This window comes from Paenarthrobacter aromaticivorans (genome assembly GCF_019038615.1).
GTDB classification, from domain to species: domain Bacteria; phylum Actinomycetota; class Actinomycetes; order Actinomycetales; family Micrococcaceae; genus Arthrobacter; species Arthrobacter aromaticivorans.
This window is the reverse complement of sequence record NZ_JAHOPC010000002.1, coordinates 637,509-652,922: the sequence shown is the minus strand read 5'-3', so window position 1 is coordinate 652,922 and position 15,414 is coordinate 637,509. Positions and strand designations below refer to the sequence as shown.

At 61.0% G+C, this 15,414-nt stretch carries 11 protein-coding genes; 4 read left to right on the top strand and 7 right to left on the bottom strand.

All coding sequences use genetic code 11. The features are described 5' to 3' along the window. Nucleotides 1–232: 232 nt before the first annotated feature. A complete protein-coding gene (locus KSW38_RS06520; RefSeq protein ID WP_216923766.1) occupies nucleotides 233–1,642 on the bottom strand; it encodes a ferredoxin reductase in 1,410 nt (469 codons plus the stop codon). Then, complete coding sequence (locus KSW38_RS06515; RefSeq protein ID WP_216923765.1) at nucleotides 1,639–2,940, bottom strand: aromatic ring-hydroxylating oxygenase subunit alpha; 1,302 nt, start codon at nucleotides 2,938–2,940, stop codon at nucleotides 1,639–1,641. Before KSW38_RS06515 ends, KSW38_RS06520 begins: the two co-directional genes overlap by 4 nt. A 163-nt stretch (nucleotides 2,941–3,103) precedes the next feature. On the opposite strand from KSW38_RS06515, the gene KSW38_RS06510 reads away from it, so the two are divergent. The 4 genes from KSW38_RS06510 (at nucleotide 3,104) to KSW38_RS06495 (ending at nucleotide 8,641) form a co-directional block, all read left to right on the top strand. Then, a complete protein-coding gene (locus KSW38_RS06510) occupies nucleotides 3,104–4,036 on the top strand; it encodes a LysR family transcriptional regulator (RefSeq protein WP_216923764.1) in 933 nt (310 codons plus the stop codon). Between the two features lie 495 nt (nucleotides 4,037–4,531). Then, complete coding sequence (locus tag KSW38_RS06505; protein ID WP_216923763.1) at nucleotides 4,532–5,569, top strand: quaternary amine ABC transporter ATP-binding protein; 1,038 nt, start codon at nucleotides 4,532–4,534, stop codon at nucleotides 5,567–5,569. Next, complete coding sequence (locus KSW38_RS06500) at nucleotides 5,569–7,602, top strand: ABC transporter permease (protein WP_216923762.1); 2,034 nt, start codon at nucleotides 5,569–5,571, stop codon at nucleotides 7,600–7,602. Before KSW38_RS06505 ends, KSW38_RS06500 begins: the two co-directional genes overlap by 1 nt. Nucleotides 7,603–7,660: 58 nt before the next feature. Then, a complete protein-coding gene (locus KSW38_RS06495; protein ID WP_216923761.1) occupies nucleotides 7,661–8,641 on the top strand; it encodes an ABC transporter substrate-binding protein in 981 nt (326 codons plus the stop codon). Nucleotides 8,642–8,704: 63 nt separating this feature from the next. Here the strand turns inward: KSW38_RS06495 and KSW38_RS06490 are convergent, their stop codons facing one another. The 5 genes from KSW38_RS06490 to KSW38_RS06470 are packed head-to-tail and all read right to left on the bottom strand — an operon-like array spanning nucleotide 8,705 to nucleotide 15,226. Further along, nucleotides 8,705–10,972: an alpha-galactosidase gene (locus KSW38_RS06490; RefSeq protein WP_216923760.1), complete on the bottom strand. Its 2,268-nt coding sequence runs from the start codon at nucleotides 10,970–10,972 to the stop codon at nucleotides 8,705–8,707. A gap of 8 nt (nucleotides 10,973–10,980) precedes the next feature. Then, nucleotides 10,981–11,949, bottom strand: a complete 969-nt coding sequence (locus KSW38_RS06485; RefSeq protein WP_216923759.1) for a glycoside hydrolase family protein — start codon at nucleotides 11,947–11,949, stop codon at nucleotides 10,981–10,983. Nucleotides 11,950–11,999: 50 nt separating this feature from the next. After that, a complete protein-coding gene (locus tag KSW38_RS06480; RefSeq protein ID WP_216923758.1) occupies nucleotides 12,000–12,884 on the bottom strand; it encodes a carbohydrate ABC transporter permease in 885 nt (294 codons plus the stop codon). Further along, nucleotides 12,884–13,855 (bottom strand): carbohydrate ABC transporter permease, encoded by a 972-nt coding sequence (locus KSW38_RS06475; protein ID WP_223945862.1) that lies wholly within the window; start codon nucleotides 13,853–13,855, stop codon nucleotides 12,884–12,886. Before KSW38_RS06475 ends, KSW38_RS06480 begins: the two co-directional genes overlap by 1 nt. A 12-nt stretch (nucleotides 13,856–13,867) precedes the next feature. Further along, nucleotides 13,868–15,226 (bottom strand): sugar ABC transporter substrate-binding protein, encoded by a 1,359-nt coding sequence (locus tag KSW38_RS06470; RefSeq protein ID WP_223945861.1) that lies wholly within the window; start codon nucleotides 15,224–15,226, stop codon nucleotides 13,868–13,870. Between the last annotated feature and the right edge of the window lie 188 nt (nucleotides 15,227–15,414).

Below are 15,414 nucleotides of genomic sequence, written 5' to 3'. Positions count from 1 at the left end.
CCTGGGCACCAACCGCCAAACGTTGGGGGTTATTGGCAGTTATTTGGGATCCGCTGCATCCAGTAAAGACCAGCAGGCAGTCTTGGTGCACGAGTAGTCTGTACTCGACTTTTAGCCGCGACCGTGGCCACGCTACCTGTCCCCCGGTTGCCCTGATTGGTGAAGGAGCCCAAGGATGTGGGTCCATCTTCGTTCATGGAGACTCCGTAGCTATTCCCGTGGCTGGACGAAGCTAGGCATCGATCACCATGTCCGTCTGGGCTGTGGAGCAGCAGGGCAGGAACTTGCCTGCCGCGATTTCCCGGGCCCGGATCCCACCCTGGTGGTTCATCTCCACTTCCCCCGAAAGCTTTACAACCTTGCAGGAGCCGCACATGCCTTCCTTGCAGTTCGCGCCGATCCGGACACCCGCACGTTGCGCCACCTCAAGGATGTGTTCGGTGGGGTCGATCCGCACATTGACGCCGGTGCGCATGAAGGACAGGGTGAGGCTTCCGGTTCCCACCGTGTTGAAGCTCGAGGCATCAGGGGTTACGGCTTCTGGCCCCGCGCCTGAATCGCCCTCGGTGGCTTCGGGGGCGTCCGGGTCCACGGTTTCCAGCGGCAGTCCTGTGGCCTTCAGGGTTCCCTCGGCGTCGTAGCCGGGCTCGTAGAGCCCGAACGCCGACGGCTGGCTTTCAAAGTAGTCCTCGGCGGAATCGGCGATTTCCTCTGCGATTTCCTCGGCTATGTCCGCTGCATGAGCCAGCTCCGCCTGGTATTCAAGGAGCGTCTGGCGGTCGCCGGTGAAGAACTCCATGTAGATGGAGGTATCGTCGACGCCCACCTTCTTGAGGAGCTCGGTGGCGGTATTGAGGTAGCCCTCGGGACCGCAGGCATAGACCTGACGGCCGTTGGCATCGGGGGCCACCTCGTCGAGCATGGCGGCCGTTAGCCTTCCGGTGAGTCCTTCCCAGCCCTCGGGCAGGCCGCGGTCACCCAGGGAATAGAAGACCTTTACGCGCGAGTCCACGGACGCGATGTAGGCCAATTCCTGGTGGAAGGCAAAACCGCCGGCTTCCGCTCCATGGTAGAGGACAATTACGTCAGCATGCCCCGGCAAGGAGTGGATGGTCCGCACCATGGACATGATGGGCGTGATGCCGGCTCCAGCAGCGAGCAGGAGGTAACGAGCACGCCGGTCTGCATCGGGCAGGTGGAACGCGCCAACCGGGCCGAGCATCTCCAGGACGGTACCGGGCTTGACGTTTTCGTGCACCCACGGCGAAACCAGGCCGCCGGCGTCGCGCTTGACGCTGATGCTGAAAGTCCACGGCTCGGTGGGCGAACTGGAGAGCGAGTAACTGCGGTCCACCGGTTCCTGGTCCTCGCCGTTCACGGGAAAGGCGACGTTCACGTACTGCCCTGCGCGGAACGCCAGGGGCGCTCCGTCGCAGCGCCGGAAGACGAACGTCATGAGGCCGCCCGCTTCCGGAACGGTTTCCACGCATTCAGCCGTGAACTCCTGAGGGTGCCAGGGGCCCAGGGCACGGGCCGCACGGGCGGGTGCCTCGGTGCTTCCCATCACCCTGTTCCAGGGCATCTCAAGACCGCGAATGCGCTGCGGTTCCTGGATTGCCGTCTGAGTGAGGAGTTCAATCATGCCAGGTGCTCCTGGACACGCTGTACGTACCAGTTGATGAACGCCTCAACCTGGTATTCGCTCTTCATGTACGGGCCGGGCTCGTAGGCAGGGCTGCCGGCGCCCTGCTGGCACAGCTCCACGAACGCTTTGTCCTGCAGGTTGGTCTGCTTCCAGGTGTAGGTCAGCTTGTCAAGGTCGTAGTCAACGCCCTCCACGGCGTCGTCAGCTACCAGCCAGGTGGTGCGGACCAGGGACTGGTGCTCATTGATCGGGAAGACACCGAACGTAATTACGTGGTCGCCCAGGAAGTGGAACCAGCTGTTGGGCTGCAGGTGCATCGAGCAGCGGCCAAGGCGGAAGTCGGGCAGGTCACCGAGCAGCTTCTTGGACAGCCGGCGTCCGTCGGCCGAGAACGATTCGCCTTCGCCGTCCAGGGATTCGCGGGAGATGCGGATTCCGGCAATGCGGGTGTCCAGTTCCTCAATTACCTCGTAAGGAAGGCCGTAGCGGCGGCAACGCTCCTCAAGCGAGGACTGCGCTTCCTTGTTGCGGTCCCACACCTCCTCAAGGTGCGTCGGAATCAGGCCCTCGGTCAGGCCCCACGTGGGGAAGAGCGAGCAGGCGAGTTCCGGGTGCCCGTCGCAGTGGTAGCACTCACGGTTGTTCTCCATGACGAGCTTCCAGTTGCCCTCTTCGATGATGTTCTGCTGGTAGGCGATCTTCGTCTTGGACAGATCGTGGGGCGCGAGGTAGGGCTCGAAGATCTTGGAGGTCTCGTCAAAGTCCGTCGGCGGTTCGTCAGCGATGCAGACGAAAATGAGGCCGGCAACTTCGCGGCTGTGGGCACGCTTGAGGGCGAAGCAGTTCTTGTCGAACTTGGCCTCGCCGGGAGCGGAGGCGTGGATCAGGTTACCTTCCGGGGAATAGGTCCAGGAGTGGTAGCCACAGACGAGGTTGCCGGTGGATCCGGCAGCTTCGGTCAGGACGCGGGCGCCACGGTGGCGGCACACGTTGTGCAGGACGTTCACGCCGCCGTCGTCGTTGCGCAGCACAATCAGCGAGTAGGGGCCATAGTCCACAGTGATGTAGTCACCCGGCTCCGGGAGTTCTGCAATGCTGCCGGCAAAGATCCAGTGCTGGCCGAAAATGGCCTCCATGTCGATCTTGAAAACTGTGGGGTCTGTGTAGAAGGGGGCATCGAGGGAGTACCCCGTGCGCCGGAACTCGAACAACTCGCTGATCTCTGCCAGCTGCTCTGCAGGCAATGATGAAGCGAGTTTTCCGCGTGAATTGAGGGGCAAGACTGGAGCAGACATGTGTTTCCTCCCGGGAGGCCTGGGTTAGCGTGCGATTCATGGCGACCAAGGGTGCTTGGGTGCAACCGATGTTGTATTCAAAATCCTTGTAGACAAGAGAGTAGGGACGATTGCGCTGCAACAAAAGCGCAACATTTAGAAGATAACCATGCACAATAGGTGCATGATCGATGCGAGACTCATCACACTTCGAGTGTTTGCCCGCTGCGGCACCATTGGCGCCACCGCGGAGCTCACAGGTTATTCTCCCTCTGCCGTCTCCGCGCAGCTGCGGGAACTCCAGCGCGTGCTTGGAATGCAGCTGTTGACGAAGGACGGCCGGGGGGTGCGGCTGACCGCCACGGGCCGCTTTCTCGTGGCCGGTTCGGACACCCTCATTGCGGACTGGGAGAGCCTACGGGCGGCAGCCATGCAGGCCGGGGACCAGGTGCAGTCACATTTTGGCCTCGGAGGATTCTCGACGGCGGCCGCCCAGTTGCTGGCGCCGCTCGCCGCAACCCTTCGCACAACACGTCCCCTGCTGGAGGTGCAAGTTCTCGAGGCCAATCCTGCCCGCTGCTTCGATTTGCTGGTTGCCGAGCGGATCGACCTCGCGGTTATTGTTGCCATGCAGTCCGATACGTACGCTGAGGACGATCCGCGCTTCGAACAGACCGTGCTGCTCGATGACCCACTGGACGTGATCATTCCCTCTGACCATCCATTGGCATCGCGGGAAACAGTGACTCTCCAAGAGCTGGCATCGGAACCCTGGATCACGGAGGCCGCCGGTTCCACGTACCACTCCCTCTTCACCGCGGCGTTTACCGCCGCGGGGGTAACTCCACGAATTGCCCATGAGGCCGTTGAGTGGGAAACCCAAATCGCCTTCGTGGGCGCGGGGCTGGGCGTGGGCCTGCTGCCGCGGCTGGCGCCGCTGCGTGGTGCAGAAAACGTAGTTCGCCTGCGTATTACCGGCAGGGGCAAGCCGTCACGCCGCATTGTCGCTGCAGTGCGCCGAGGGAGCATCACATCACCCCTGATCCAGGAGTCGCTCGGCATCCTGCAGCTCAGCGCCAATCGGATTCTCACTGCCCGGCCCGAAGACGACCTCTAAATCGCATGGCCGCCTCGGCGTTGTCGAGCCCGGTCGCCGTCTCCGGCATTTGCCTGGAAATCAAGGGTTTGGCCGCTGCCCGTCGCTAAGAGCATCGGCGTAATGTGACGCGATGGCTTCGGCTCGGCCAGGCATGCCCTTTTGAGGGTCGAGCTCATGAAGCGCGTTGGCCATCGTTTTTACTTATTTCCAACCCTTGACAGCAAGGAGTGAGATACATCACTGTTGCGTATTACGGGTGATGTTGATGCATGCACAACCAGCCACACATGCGGATCAAGCCCGTTCGCAGCGAAGAAGATTTACAGTGCCCTGGCGACATCGCGCAAGGATTTGCCCGCGGGCGTCTGGAGCATGACGTTGAGAGCGCTGCCTCCACCGACCTAACCCCAGCTTTCCCCAAGCCGAGTGGGTGACTTCGGCGAAAAAGCAAGCAGCATGACGTCCACTCAAGCCCGGCCATTGGTTCGAGCCGCCATAAGCAGGAGTACAGCAATGAACAGCCCCGACATCTCAGTACGGAACCTCTGGAAGGTTTTTGGCGCCGCTGGTGAAAAGATCCCTGGCGATCCTCAGCTTTCGTCCCTTAGCTCCGCTGAACTGTTGGCAGCCTCCGGCTGCGTAGCGGCCGTCCGCAACCTAAGTTTCGACGTCGCAAAGGGCGAGGTCTTCGTAGTCATGGGTCTTTCGGGATCCGGTAAGTCAACCCTTGTCCGCTGCCTCACCCGGCTTATTGAACCCACTTCAGGGCAGGTAATGGTGGACGGCAAGGATGTCCTGCAGGCAGGCGTTGGGGAGCTGCGGGAACTTCGACGGCGGAAAATGTCCATGGTGTTCCAGCACTTCGGACTCCTGCCCCACCGGACGGTTTTGGACAACGTATCCTACGGGCTGCAGATCCGCGGGGCGGCTAAGAACGAGCGCTACGGCCGGGCTCGGGAAATCATTGAACTGGTGGGGCTGAAGGGGTACGAACAGCACTATCCGGACCAACTGTCCGGCGGGATGCAGCAGCGCGTTGGCCTTGGCCGGGCTTTGGCGGGCGATCCGGACACCATCCTTTTCGACGAGCCCTTCTCGGCATTGGATCCCCTTATCAGGCGTGACATGCAGGCCGAGGTCATCCGGCTCCACAAGGAAATGGGCAAGACCATGGTGTTCGTCACCCATGACCTTTCCGAGGCACTCAAGCTCGGGGACCGCATTCTGATCATGCGCAACGGCGAGATGGTCCAGTGCGGCACCGGGGATGAGTTGGTGGGATCCCCGGCCGATAAGTACATTGAGGATTTTGTGTCCGAAGTTCCCCGCGCGGACGTTCTGACCTTGAAGTGGATCATGCGTCCCGTGATGGATGGAACGCCTCTGGATGCTCCGGTCCTCAGTTCGGGGACGATCATCCGCGACGCCATATCAGCGGTCATGCATTCCTCTGGCCCCGTCCTCGTGGAGGACGAAGCAGGCAGGATAATCGGGCAGATCGACCGTGACAGCATCCTTTCGGTGCTGCAGCCAGCGGAAGCAGCGGCCTGATGACTACGCTTGTCCGGGATCAGGAAAAGGTCCAGCCCTCACCCTCCCCTGTTAGGGAACCGCGCCGCCTGCCCAGTCGCCGCACCATTTTGCTGGTGGGCGCGGGCATCATCTGGATCCTGGGATTTCTGATCCTGCACGGTACGTCTACTCTGACTTTGCCTGCCTCCGAGCTGACGGATCTGCACCGCTCGTTGAACCAGTTCAACGCCTGGGTCGCGGCCAACAGGGCGGACAACCCGGTCTTCCTGTATATCTTCACACCCTTGCGGGCCGTGGTGGACAACGTCGCCAACCTCTTCATCACGCTCTTTGCGGCAAGTTCCACCGGCCTGCGGCTGCCTGAAATTGGCTGGTTTGGCACCGTAGGACTGCTGGGCTGGATTGCATTCGCTGTCGGGAACGCCCGCGTGGCCCTCCTGACCGTAGCCGTCTTTACTTTCTTCGGTTTCCAGGGTCTGTTCGTTGAGGCCACTTACACGTTCGCCTTGGTCCTCACCGCGGTGCTGCTGACACTCCTGGTGGGGATCCCGGTCGGTATCCTCGCCGGCGTCTCCACCCGAGTTGCCACGGTGATCACGCCGGTACTGGACTTCATGCAGACGCTGCCCACCTTCGTTTACCTCGCCCCCCTGGCGCTCATCTTCCTCATCGGCCCGGCCTCGGCTGTCATTGCTACAGTCATATACGCCGCGCCTCCCGTAATCCGCCTGACGGCTCACGGAATCCGGAGTATCCCGGAGAACACCCGGGAAGCCTCGGACTCGCTGGGTACTACAGGCCTGCAGCGGCTACTTACCCTGCAGCTTCCCATGGCCAGGCGGACCGTTGTCATGGGAATCAACCAAAGTACGATGGCAGCCCTGTCCATGGTCACTATTGCGGCACTTATCGCCGCGCCAGGGCTCGGCCAGGTTGTTGTCCGCGCTTTGCAATCGCTCGACGTCGGTACTGCAGTAAATGCCGGCCTCTCCATCGTCCTGCTCGCCATCGTGCTGGACCGGGTGACCACTGCAGCCAGCCGCCGCGCGGAACCGGGCGCTGCCCGGACCGGCCGGATCTCGCGCAGGAACCGATACATCGTCCTGGGCGTGACACTGGCCGTGGCCCTGGTCATGGTCCAGTTGTCCAGGAGCTCTCTGTGGGCCGCGGCTTTCCCGAAAGACTTCAACATCGGCCCGGCAATCGTCCAAGCCGTAAGCTCGGCAAGCCAGTGGATGCAGAGCAACCTGTCCCTGTTCACAGTGTCCCTGCGGGAATCGGTCACCACTGGAATCCTTAACCCGTTCCAGTCCCTGCTCACGGACACGCCTTTCTACATCCTGGTCGGTGTCATTGCCCTGGCGGCTTACGCATTGGGCGGCTGGAAGCTGGCCGCCGTTACCACTGCCTGCCTCGGTGTCATCATCTACCTCGGCCTCTGGAGCGATTCCATGGTCACCCTCGCAGGAACGCTGGTGGCCACCGTGCTGGTCATGGTCCTTGGTGTGGTCTTCGGCGTCGCGATGGGCCGTTCCCAAAGGGTAGACCAACTCCTTCGGCCAATACTCGACGCCGGCCAGACGATGCCCGCGTTCGTTTACCTTGTTCCGTTCCTGGGACTATTCGGCGCTACCCGTTTCACGGCGATCATCGCAGGCATCATCTATGCAGCTCCCGTCGCCATCAAAATCACGGCCGATGGCATCGCAGCGATCTCACCCACTGTCCTCGAAGCTGCCATTTCTTCCGGCTCAACCCCGTGGCAGGTCATTACCAAGGTCCAGTTGCCGATGGCCAGGAAATCCCTGGCACTCGCCGCCAACCAAGGGCTGATCTACGTCCTTGCGATGGTGGTCGTGGGTGCTCTGGTCGGTGCAGGCGGACTCGGGTACGACGTCGTCGCCGGCTTTGTCCAAAGTTCGCTGTTCGGCAAGGGCTTGGCCGCAGGCCTTGCCATCGTATTCCTCGGCATCCTGCTCGACAGGATGACGCAGGCCGCGGCAGCAGCCCCGCTGCGCAAAATCGCCGTGGCCAAGTCCCCCTCAACCTAGTCCCTCCAATGAACAACCTTCCCCGCCATACTCCCACCCCCAACAAGGAGACCCAACGATGAAAAAAGCCGGACCGCTGTTGAAACGAACTATCCCCCTGATGGCAGGAGTTGCCGCGGCTGCTTTGCTGCTGACAGGCTGCGGGGGTGCTTCCGTGAACCAGGTGGCCGCCGCCCCCGCAGGTGCCGGGGATGCACCCTGCGGATCTGTTAGTGTCGCGATGAACGCGTGGGTCGGCTATACGGCCAATGCCGCCGTGTACAGCTACGTAGCGAAAAACCAGCTTGGTTGCACTGTGGTGCAGAAGGACCTGAACGAACAGATTTCCTGGCAGGGTTTCGCCTCCGGTGAGGTGGACGTCATCATGGAAAACTGGGGTCATGCCGACCTCACCAAGCAGTACATTACGGATCAGCAGGTGGCTGTAGATGCCGGTCCCACCGGCAACGAAGGTCACATCGGCTGGTACGTACCACCATGGATGGCAGAGAAGTACCCGGACATCACGGACGGGAAGAACCTGAACAAGTACGCCTCGATGTTCACCACCTCCGAGTCCGGCGGAAAGGGCCAGCTCCTCGACGGCGACCCCGCTTTCGTCACCAACGACGAAGCCCTGGTGAAGAATCTGAACTTGGATTACAAAGTGGTGTTCTCCGGCTCGGAGGCTGCCCTTATCCAGTCGTTCCGGACGGCGGAGCAAAACAAGACGCCGCTGCTGGGCTACTTCTATGAACCGCAGTGGTTCCTGTCCCAGGTTCCGCTGAAGAAGGTCGCCCTTCCAGCTTGGACCGAGGGCTGCGATGCTGACGCAGAAAAGGTGGCCTGCGATTACCCGACCTACACCCTCAACAAGGTCATGTCCAAGAAGTTTGCCGACAGCGGCTCACCGGCAGCCAAACTGGCCAAGGGCTTCAAATGGACCAACGATGACCAGAATTCAGTCGCCACGGATATCCAAGGCGGCATGTCGCCAGAAGCCGCAGCCAAGAAGTGGGTGGACGCGCACGAGCAAACAGTGAAGTCCTGGCTTAGCTAACAGAAGCCCAGACCACTTACACGTCATCCACCCCGGGACCATTCCCGGGGTGGATGACATGCGTTAAGGCACAGCATTTCGTGTCTGGCTCTCGCAGGCGACTCTGGATAACCGGTACAGAACCACCTGGTCAGGATGAATTCTGGGCGACGCAACACCAACCTTTTCCAGCGCACTGCCTGAAAACACGGCACCCGGGAAAGTCACATCATTCCTGGCGGTTGTCCGCAGCGACGTTCCTTCAATGTGCCTTCCGGAGGCTGATGGCTGTCCCCACCAGTCCGGCGGAAGCAGTCCGGATGGCGTGTAGCCAGGAAAGATGGGCACAATCTCGTACCTCGCCTCAGCGTCGAGTCCCCGGAAACGTAGACGCCCGGCAGGGTCCGGGTAAAGGCTGTCCAGGGCCGCTTGCGCAAAGATCGCCCGGGAACGATCCGGGCCCACGACGCCGTGCACCACCACGTTGGTGTCGGGACCATCCATGCGAACCACGTCACCTGCGAGCAGCAAGCGGCGTTCTTGCTTGTAGAAAGAGATCCAGCGTTGGAGGCTGTCCAGTTCATCGTCGCTGGCGGTGCCGAGATCCCATTCGACTCCCAGATGCCCGAAGACTGCGGTGCCTGCGCGGAACGCGAGGTCGTGGTGGCGACCAGTGGTGTGGGAACGTGCAGAGGCAATATGCGATCCCAGGTATTCGGGTGGCAGCAACTCTGTGGTCCAGCGGAGCATTGTCTGGCGGTCGTGGGGGTCGTTGTTGTCCGAAACCCAAACCCGGTCTGTATTTTCCAGAACGCCTAGATCGACTCTCGCCCCACCGGATGAGCACGATTCGATTTCAACGTCTGGATGAAGTGACCGGATTTCTTCCAGTAGCGCGTAAAACGCCAGTGTTTGTTGGTGGACTGCCGGCCGTCCGCCAGCCTGCTGGTTTCCGGCTTCGATGAGGTCCCGGTTGTGGTCCCATTTGATGTAGTCCAGTTTGTACTCGGCCAGCAGCGCGAGTATCTGCTTCTTCACGTGCTCGTAGGCCTCGGGAACAGCAAGATTCAGGACCTGTTGGTTGCGTGACTCCACGGGCCAGTCCTTACGGGCAGCCATGATCCATTCCGGATGGGCACGCGCCACGTCGCTGTCCGGGTTTACCATCTCGGGTTCGAACCATAAGCCGAACTGCATCCCCATCTCGTGGACGCGGTCCACGAGCGGGTGGAGCCCGGAGGGCCAAACATCCGCAGATACGACCCAGTCCCCCAGCCCGGAAGTGTCGTCGCGCCGCGAACCGAACCAGCCGTCGTCGAGGACGTAGCGCTCAACACCGGCGAGTGCTGCACGTTCAGCCAAGGCGATCAGCTTTTCTTCTTCATGGTCGAAATAGACCGCTTCCCACACGTTCAGCGTGACGGGGCGGTCAGCGGACACCGGGAACGTGCGGCTCCGTACGTGGGCATGGAAACGCCGGGCAACGGGGTCGAGGCCCGTCCCGTATGAGGCGTAAATCCAGGGGCTCTGATAGATGTCACCGAGGCTGAGCCGGACTTCACCGGGAAGAAGCAGTTCTCCCCCGCCTATCAACTGATCTCCAAAAAAGCGTTCCGCGAAATGGTGGTGGTTTCCGCTCCAGGCCGTATGGACGGCCCAGATCTCGCCATGGCCGAAACCAAATCCCGGAGTTCCGGCGTGCAGAATGTAGGCGCTGTCGGAGCCGGTCCTCCCCCTTCGGTTCTCGCGAAGGTGTGTCCCTGTGCGCAGGGTTCCGCGCTGAGGCACCCGTTCAAAATTGTGGCTTCCGGCGAAATCGAGCAGTTCTGTAGCTTCACCAGGAATCGGGAAGGCCAAGGAGACGTCCTCGACTGTGTACGTTTCGTCGCAAAGATTGGTCAATTCCACCCGACCGCGGATCAGCCCGGCGGGAAGCAGTTCCAATGTCAGGTCCAAGCGCAACCGGTGTGCATCGTCTGTTCCGGTGATCAGGACCCGCCCAGCTTCGGCGGCTACGAACCCGATGGCTGGGGAATCGTTGAACGTCACCTTGTGGACCTGGAACTTTGGTGACCACCCGACTCCGTCGAACGAGCCTCGCAGTCCGGGACGTCCCATCCAGCCTGAGTCCTGTCCAGGCAAGAGGCCGGGCCGCGGTGGAACGTCAATCGTGCTGGAACCGGCCACGGGAACGCTGGCTTCCACCATTTTCCTGGCTTCTTCTGCGGTCAGCGCGGGAAGTTGGTCACCCCAGTGCACGATGGCGGGCAATTGTCCGCCCGTAGCGTCGATCAGGACGGACACGCCGGCGGCGGCCAGGTGCAGGATCGCACCCTCGTTGTCGGTTGGCATGAAAGTCCTCACGGGTTCTTGGATGGTGCAATGATGGCCAGGCCGCCGCGTTGGGGGTCCCAGTGGACAGGCAGGGGATCGGATACGAGGCCGTCGAAGGAGCCGTCGCTGTGCGCGTCGTGGCAGGCCATCATGAGCCATTGGCCGGATCGGTCTTGGATGAGTCGCCCGCTATAGAGCGGCTCGGTGGTCACCACAGTGGCAGTCGCGACGTCGAAGGGACCAGTGATCTGGTTGGTTGGCAGGCTCCAGATTCCGCCGCCGTCGAACCCTTCAGCCTTTCTCGCTGAAAGCGTGTCCACCCCGCAGGAGAACAGGAGCCCGGTTTGGCCGTTTATGGTGATGGCCTGCGGAACTTCCAGATGCCCGAACCCGGCGCCGGGCTGACTCAGCGGCGGCTGGACCTCCCACGTCTCGAGATCGGATGAAACAGCGTGGCCGATCACGCCCCGGTTGTCCACCTCGCCCTGATTTGCGCGGGCGGTGATCAGCATGTGCCAACCATCGCTTTCGGGATCCGCGAAGACCCACGGGTCCCGCCATGCCTCCTCCGGCCACGTGGAATCACCGTACCGTTCGTACCAGCGACGATCAGGTTCAAGCACGACGGCGGGCTGCTTGGTCCAGCTGTAAAGGTCACGTGACGTCGCCACGCCAATGGCCTCGATATTGTGTGCCTCGTAAAAACGGGCGCCAGTGTAGAACATCCGCCACAGTCCGTCCGGGCCTTGCAAGACACTGCCCGTCCAGGTGGACGTTGCGTCGAACGCTTCGGGATCGTCCGGCTGGAGAACCACACCGTGAGATTCCCACGTGGTCAGGTCATGTGAGGTGGCGTGGCCGATACGGGCATTGCGGTGCCGGAGTGCCGGGTCACCCAGCCTCTTAGGGGCGTGCAGGTAGTACATGTGGAATGAGTCGCCGTCGTCGGCGAGCCAGAAGTCCCACACCCAAGAGTCTTTGAGACTGAAAGCCAATTTTTTTGCCTATCTGGGTTTGCCCTGAGCGGGCATCTGGTGGAGGTGTGTTAGCCCTTGATCGCGGAGCTGCTGATGCTGGCAACGAACCAGCGTTGGAAGATCAGGAAGACCGCCAGGACCGGGACGATGAACATGGTTCCAAATGCCAGCACCTGGCCCCATTCGGGTGGCTGCTGGTTCTGGAAGATGCTGATAGCCAGCGGCAGCGGCCGGACTGTGGCGTCCGAGACCATCAGGACGGGCCACAGGTAAGAGCCCCATTGAGCCAGGAACGTCAGGATGGCTACAGTGGCAAAGGCAGGTTTGGTGATGGGAATGATGACTTGGAAGAACGTCCTGAACGGGCCCGCGCCATCAAGCCGTGCGGCCTCTTCGATCTCCCCGGGCACATCGAGGAAGAACGTGTAGAACAAGAAGATCGAGAAGGCGTTGGCAATGAACGGGATGGCCTGGATGACGATGGTATCCCGCTGCCCGGAAAACATGTAGTAGAGCGGCAGGGCCACGGCCTCAAACGGGATGATGGTCAGGATGATCACCAGCAGGAACAGGACCTTCTTTCCCCGCCACTTCATCCGTGCGAAGGAATACGCTGCCATGGAGTTCACGATCAGGCTGCCGGCCACCACTACGGTGGTGACAACAATCGAGACAACTGCGAACTGCGAAAAGTAGCCGGTGGCATCGGAATTCAGGTGCTCGAAAACGCCAACGTAATTGTCCAGGGACAGGTTGGTGGGCACGAAGCCACTCAGGCCGCTCAGCACCTGCCGCGAGGGCCGGAAGCTCCCAACAATCAAGTAATAGACGGGCAGGAAGAAGAACAGTGCCACCACTGTGAGGATCAGGTAGTGAAGCGCAGTTTGCCAACGCCGGGTACGTTTCATGCTTCCCCCGCCCGTTGTGGGCGTCGTGGTCCTTGAAATAGTCATTAGACTCCTCCCCGCTGGCGCACGGCAGCCCGCTGAATGATTGCGATCACGGTGATGATCACCATGAAGATGACCGTCATGGCGGCCGCTTGGCCAACATTGTTGTTGTCGAAGCCGGTATTGATGATCTGGGTCATGACCGTCTCGGTCGATCCGCGGTCAACACTGCCGGAACGGCTTAGGAGATACACCTGGTCGAACAGTCTGAACGAGAAGATCGTGGTTATCAGGGCGACGAAGATCAGGGTGTTCCGGATGCCGGGAACCGTAACATTCATGAACTGCTGCCACTTGTTGGCCCGGTCCAGGGAGGCAGCTTCGTAAAGCTCCGTGGGGACACTCTGCAAAGCGGCGAGCACGATGATCATCTGGAAGCTCACGCTCTGCCAGATGGACATGACAATGATCGATCCCAGTGCAGTTGACGGGCTGCCGAGCCAGTCCTGGCTTGAGAGCGCGCCTCCACTGAAGAACCCAAGGATGGCATTCAGTAATCCCTCGTCTCCGCGGGAGTAAATGAGCCGCCAGATCACGGCCGTCAATGCCAGGGGAAAAACCAGCGGCATGAAGATGAACGTCCGGAAGATCACCATGCCGCGAAGCTTGCGATTGACGAGCACCGCCAAGCCCAGGGCCAGTACCGTCTGCACCGGAACAACGATCACCGCGAAGGTGAAGTTATTCAGCAGCGCATGGCCGAAAGCGGCGGATAGGTCTGGATCAGTGAACAGGCGTGTGTACTGCTCGAATCCGATGAACCGGGCAGGGCGGGGACTATTGAGCTGCACACGATAAAAGGACAGGACAACCGCCAGCACGAACGGTGCCACGAGAAAGATGGCAAGGCCGATGAGGGCGGGGCTGGCAAAAAGCGGGCCAGCGTACTTGTGTCCTGAAAGCCCTGCTTTTGACCGGGGCCTTGGCCGCGGCGCGATGGGCGCCCGTTGGATGGGCTGGATTTGGGTGGTCATGGTGGAACAGCTCTACTTCTTGTATCCGTCGTTGTCGGCGAAGTTCTGGTCAATAGCGCGTGCCGCGGCGCTCAGAGCTTCCTTGGCGTCTTTGCCTGCGTAGATGGCGGCCTCGGCCTTCCCTACCTGGTCAGTGACCACAGGGTAGCCTGCCGTGACCGGGCGGGTGACGCTGACGCAGGACTCAGTAATCCGGTCCTCGGTCCCGCATGCTTTGCTGAGCTGGTCACCCAAAAACTGCAGCTGCTTGCCTGGGCCATAGAGCGCGGAAGCGGCCAAGGCAGTCTTGGTTGCGGGAGGGGCGCCGTTGGCGTCGGTGTAGGTGCGCACGCTCTCATCAGACATCAGGTGGTCCAGGAACTTCCCCGCTGCGGTGCCGTTCTTGGATTTTGCGCCCATTCCCCACGCGAAGGTTCCAGAGGCGGTCTTGGTGCCCTTGCCAAAGTTAGGCAGCGGGATGGAAACGAGATCGGATCCCAAGGCCTTGTACGTTGGGTAGGTCCAGTGTCCCACCCAGCTCAGGGCAACGCGTCCGCTGGTGAAGGCCAGTCCGTCCGCGTTCGGATCGGTGTACTTTTTCCAGCTGGCGAACTGGGTCAGGGACTTCACATTGGCATCTGAATCCAGGGCGCCGGCTGCCTTGTTGTCCTTGAGCATGGTGCCGCCACCGGACCAGATGACCGGGCCCGCTGAACAGCAGGTCCCCCACTCGCCGGCGAATCCGTATTGCTCGGAAAGGTCCAAGGGCTTGCCTCCCGGGACCACAGTGGCGAGCTTATCCAGGACACCAGTAAATTCCTCGGCCGTCCACGCCTCCTCCGGTGTGGTGGGATAGTGAACGCCGGCGCCGTCCAGCAGCTTCTTATTGCCCCAGAGTGCAAGGCCTGCGTTCATCATGCCCACACCGTAGACAGCGTCATCCACGGTGTTCTGCGACTTGATGGAGTCAGTCTGATTGGCCAACGTTTCCCCGGAGACCGAGTCTTTCAGTGGGGCCATCTTGCCGTTGTAGACGAAGCTGGCCAAGGTGGGACCGTCAAAATCCAGCACATCAGGAAGGTCCTCGGGAGCGGCAGAGTTCACAGCCTTGGTGTACTGGTCTGACGGAAAAAGCTTAAGGTCAACCTTGATCTTGCTCTGGGAGCTCTCGAAGTTCGCGATGATCTTCTTCAGGGCATCATTCTCGGCTGCTTGACCGTCGACTGCCCAAACTTTAATGGTGCCCTCGCCCGAGCCTGCCTCGACGGCCGAACCAGCTGTATCGGTGGACGGACCCCCGCAGGCGGTGAGGGCAAGGGTTGCGATGGAAACGGCGGCAGCAACACCGAGGATCCCTGACCTGCGGCGGGACTTTGGAATGGTCATCATCATTGATTCCTTAGGAAATGTGGAATTTATGGAAGCGATTTAGAGCCTGGATATCGGCAGGCAGGGGACGTGAGGAGGGTCACTTCTCAGCGGTTCTGGAATGAGTCTACGCGGGTAGAATCGATCTTGCAAGAAGTCCCAGCTTCGCCTTCGTTCGGGCATTTCGTTCCACTGATTCGCACTCCACCCGG

Excerpts from the sequence above, each read along its gene's own strand:
- KSW38_RS06505 (WP_216923763.1), top strand. The coding sequence starts at position 4,532 with ATGAACAGCCCCGACATCTCAGTACGGAACCTCTGGAAGGTTTTTGGC.
- KSW38_RS06490 (WP_216923760.1), bottom strand. The coding sequence starts at position 10,972 with ATGCCAACCGACAACGAGGGTGCGATCCTGCACCTGGCCGCCGCCGGC.
- KSW38_RS06470 (WP_223945861.1), bottom strand. The coding sequence starts at position 15,226 with ATGATGATGACCATTCCAAAGTCCCGCCGCAGGTCAGGGATCCTCGGT.
- KSW38_RS06480 (WP_216923758.1), bottom strand. The coding sequence starts at position 12,884 with ATGACTATTTCAAGGACCACGACGCCCACAACGGGCGGGGGAAGCATG.
- KSW38_RS06515 (WP_216923765.1), bottom strand. The coding sequence starts at position 2,940 with ATGTCTGCTCCAGTCTTGCCCCTCAATTCACGCGGAAAACTCGCTTCA.
- KSW38_RS06495 (WP_216923761.1), top strand. The coding sequence starts at position 7,661 with ATGAAAAAAGCCGGACCGCTGTTGAAACGAACTATCCCCCTGATGGCA.
- KSW38_RS06520 (WP_216923766.1), bottom strand. The coding sequence starts at position 1,642 with ATGATTGAACTCCTCACTCAGACGGCAATCCAGGAACCGCAGCGCATT.
- KSW38_RS06475 (WP_223945862.1), bottom strand. The coding sequence starts at position 13,855 with ATGACCACCCAAATCCAGCCCATCCAACGGGCGCCCATCGCGCCGCGG.
- KSW38_RS06510 (WP_216923764.1), top strand. The coding sequence starts at position 3,104 with ATGATCGATGCGAGACTCATCACACTTCGAGTGTTTGCCCGCTGCGGC.
- KSW38_RS06500 (WP_216923762.1), top strand. The coding sequence starts at position 5,569 with ATGACTACGCTTGTCCGGGATCAGGAAAAGGTCCAGCCCTCACCCTCC.